This is a genomic window from Citrobacter cronae, assembly GCF_016893685.1.
Taxonomy (GTDB): Bacteria; Pseudomonadota; Gammaproteobacteria; order Enterobacterales; family Enterobacteriaceae; genus Citrobacter; species Citrobacter werkmanii.
The window spans coordinates 4152589-4156422 of the sequence record NZ_CP069763.1; the positions used below are offsets into that span (position 1 = coordinate 4152589).

The following is a 3834-nucleotide window of genomic DNA, read 5'->3' on the forward strand; positions in this document are numbered from 1 at the left end:
TCCATTGTCTGTCGTGTCACGTAATGTGGAACACCAAAGACCATAGCCGCCAGATGCGGCAGATTAATTAAATTTTTTGTCATGAGAATTTACCAGGTCAGCCCGCACTGCGGGTGATATTCAGTTTCTGGACAGAATAGAGTTGATTTCTGCCAGTTGTTTTGCTGTTGGCGTGTTATCGCCAGGTAAGATTTGTTTACTGTCGACCATATTCAGAGGCTTCAGGTATTTATCCCCTCCGGCGATGGGTGGAAGGTTCTCCATGCGGCGAATGTCGTTAACCGATAACCAGCCCCACTGGCGACCTAAGGCATAAGATTCATAGCGTGACTTCTGATCCCCGCGCAGCAGGCCAGAAACATTGAATTCAATGTACAGATCACCGCGCTCGCTGGGTAAAAGCAGATCGCGCATTAATGCGCCTTCATGACGCTTCAGCCAGGCCAACAGCGTGTACATCACAAACTGCAGCCCCTGATGCTCAATGTTGTTATTTGTGGCTTTCGCCAGCATCTGCACCATATGAGGCGGGATTTTATAGAGCCGGCACACTTCCTCCACGCCCCATTGACGGGACTGTAACAACTGCGCTTTCTCATTATCCTGAGATAGCTGTTTGTAGCTCATCCCTTCCTGAAGCAATGCAACAGAGAATGCGTTCCTGACGCCGGAATACCTGTCCGTCCACTTTGCCAGCAGTCTGTCTATTGCATCCTGGTTTTTGATTGTCGCAGCTTCTTTTGGACGCTCAATAACACCGCTCATCGTCGTACCTCGACGAAAAACCTGAGCAGCATGTTCCTCCACAGCCAGGTTTAACCCAAGTACATCCGCATTTGTCTGGATTGGAGAACTGCCGATATAACCGTCGAGCGAAAATACTTTCACATGATGAATCATGCGCATTGGCAACGTTTCGCCAATTTCGGGGAGTTCATAATAGGGCATCCCGTCTGGCCCTTTCAGGACGATGACTTTTTTGGGATTAACCGGGATTAATTCCCTCGGGAAACCTTTCCCGTCCCTGTCGATAATCGAGTAACAATTGCCCTCCAGCCCTAACAAGCCCTGTTGTTGCTCAAAATACTCGAAAGAGGTGTCCTTTTTATTAGGCTGGGAATGTACAAGATCATAAACGGGGTGGTCAGTAGCTCGCTTACGGGCTCCGTTAGCACCTCGTCTGTAAAGCTCACACGGCAGTTGCGCTACAGATTCAGCCAGAAGAGTTACACATGCCCGAACAGCTGATAATGCCATCGCAGTTTCAGGAGTTATGATTATCCCAGCCTTACTCTGACTCGAACTCACTCCTCCCAGCATGGTTTCCCAGAATCCACTTCCTGATCGCGATTTACCCCGAAACATCTGGGGGATAAACATTACTCACCCCCTGGTTTGTGAAATCCTGTAGATAAGGATCTCGCAATTAAAAACGACCACAGCAGACAAATCAAACCGCCAGTAATAAATCCGACGGAGGGTGAAATAAGCCAGGCACCGGTCGACAATAAGCCGACTCCAACGAGGCCGAGAATAAAACTCAGGACTGTGATTAACATGTAATATCTTCCTCATCATAAGCCGATTTACTTACTGTACTGTTCAGCATGGCCCGTCCGACCCCCATAAGTAATCCTACAGCACCATCAATTTTATTTTGCTTCCCCTCCTTGCCGGGGCGGACAATATCATCGCTTCCAGGCAAATAACGCCCAATAACATTCTGGATGCACCAGTTCATGATAGGGTTGCCGTCATGATGAAAACGTCCTGATGCCAGCGCGGCCTCAATTTCACGCATAGGGTCACTCATGTTGGTGAAGTTTTGCCTGATCTCAACTGGCTCCAGCCCCTCCTCTTCAAGCATGTGTCGTAATGATGTTGCACCGTAAGGATCAATAGGACACTGAACGATTTTTACACGCTGACGTAATTGAAGGATTGACTCAAAAATAAGCCGATAGTCCACTTCCGCACCTTCTGTCGGAATCAGAACCTCTTGTTTAACAAATGACTGATAGCGGTCAGAAGTGGTTTTCAATGTGGGATCTGGTGAGTAAACCGTATCTTCAGGCACCCAGAACATCGGACTGACACAGTAGAAATGCGTAATACCATCCACTTCCCGTCTGAATACTGGTACGACCGCATTCAGGTCAACCTTGGACGCAAGGTCTATCCCCAACCAGCAATCTTCATCGGCGAAATCAGACAACTTGAGACTATTGTCCGCTGCAGCCATCCATTTTTGCAGATCATAGAAAACCGTCTTGGCACTTACCCACCGGTTAAAATGCTTGGTAAGAATTTTGTTCGTCTGGCTGGGGTTAGATATTCCAAGCAATTGCTTTGCGCGCAGGAAGTGTTCTTTTACGGAAATGCCAAAGTTTGGATTTGCTTTGATTAATGCTTCAGGTTTTGTCCAGTCGTCATCATCATCAAGACCGTAAATAATACCGAAAATCGTTTCGTTTTCTTCTCCCACCCGATTCCGGCGTAGAATTTCCACCACCTGAGCACGTTTCTCATAACACGGAGAAGTAATGTCATAACCCGCAGTTGTAATGATCAGAGTGATAGGTTGTTCCCTTGCCCCCATTCCTGTTGTCATAGTCGTATAAAGAGCATCTGTTTGGTGCTCGTGATATTCATCAATAATTGCACATGAAGGGGAATCGCCGTCACCAGGATCGCCGATGACTGGCGCAAAAACAGAGCCATCCGGACGGGTCATTTTCTTTGCCCAGGGTTTGACTGAGTATTTTTGTCGCAATGCAGGGAGTTTTTTTACCATTTGTAGAGCGGGAGAGAAGACTTTCCAGGCCTGTTTTTCTGTAGTGGCGCCACAGTACACTTCTGCACCATGTTCTCCATCAGCGCAAAACATATAATTACCAACGGCAGCTGCAATTGCAGACTTCCCATTTTTCCTGGGAACCTCAATATATATTTCAGAAAAACGGCGGAATCCGGACTTCTTATTAACCCAACCAAATGGCACACCAAGAGCAAACTTTTGCCAGGGCTCAAATTCTATGCGTAGTTTCTTCCTGGCCCATTCACCAGCCGTATGAGGCATCTTCTGAGCAAAGCGCAAAAATCGCTCGGCCTTGTTTTTATCAAACCGGTAAGGCCAGGCAGGATCCTTCGCACGTTCCAAATCATCAAGGTGTCGTTGACAGGCAAGCACAGTTAACTGACAAGCAAGGATCTTCCCGCCAACAACATCTCTTGCATACTGGTTCGCTGCATTGACGTTCGGATATGTAGCCATCAGTCAAACTCATCAAATTCATTCCCGTCATCGTCAGGAGCATTTCTGCCACTGGTCATTCTGATACGGCTGAGCGGATCTAACCCCAGAAGTGAGCCCAGACGGGCAATCTGGGAAACTGAATCATTTCGGACGTTAACTGCAGGATGTTTTTTTAATCCTCCCATTTCACTTTCAGTTGTCAGCCCTGAAGCCAGTAATTTTTCAGCTTCAAGCATAAGATGGAAGGCATTGCAGTAGGCTAAAAGTAAGGGGGCATCTTCAAGTTCAAATACGCCTCTTTCGATCAGGATTTTGCTCTGGGTCTTCCACATTCTTATAGCAGCCTCCCCCATTAACTCTGCAGGAGGTGCAATTCGGGTTAATTTACTTTTTTGCCCGGCGGGTAAGATGGGTTTTCTCCCCCCTCCAGACGATCGAATTCCACCAGCCATAACTCCTCTTTTAATAGGTGAAACCTACCGGAAAAAAGATCCTTATTTATGACGTGCAAAAATGGCCTTCAGGCGGCAGTCCTGAAGCGCGAAAGGGGTCAGGGATTTGATCCCCCCTCCCCCTTG

3 protein-coding genes are annotated in these 3834 nt (G+C 47.5%); all 3 read right to left on the minus strand.

Annotated features, from left to right (window positions below):
* Positions 1-120: 120 nt before the first annotated feature.
* Entirely contained in the window at positions 121-1380 is a 1260-nt protein-coding gene (locus tag JSN25_RS17975; protein ID WP_204525207.1) for a phage portal protein, read from the minus strand.
* A gap of 172 nt (positions 1381-1552) precedes the next feature.
* Entirely contained in the window at positions 1553-3274 is a 1722-nt protein-coding gene (locus JSN25_RS17980; RefSeq protein WP_204525208.1) for a terminase large subunit, read from the minus strand.
* Positions 3274-3708: a phage terminase small subunit P27 family gene (locus JSN25_RS17985; RefSeq protein WP_042309017.1), complete on the minus strand. Its 435-nt coding sequence runs from the start codon at positions 3706-3708 to the stop codon at positions 3274-3276. Before JSN25_RS17985 ends, JSN25_RS17980 begins: the two co-directional genes overlap by 1 nt.
* Between the last annotated feature and the right edge of the window lie 126 nt (positions 3709-3834).

What these genes read in the sequence shown, in the direction of transcription:
- JSN25_RS17975 (WP_204525207.1), bottom strand. Translation starts at nt 1,380, where the DNA reads ATGTTTATCCCCCAGATGTTTCGGGGTAAATCGCGATCAGGAAGTGGA.
- JSN25_RS17980 (WP_204525208.1), bottom strand. Translation starts at nt 3,274, where the DNA reads ATGGCTACATATCCGAACGTCAATGCAGCGAACCAGTATGCAAGAGAT.
- JSN25_RS17985 (WP_042309017.1), bottom strand. Translation starts at nt 3,708, where the DNA reads ATGGCTGGTGGAATTCGATCGTCTGGAGGGGGGAGAAAACCCATCTTA.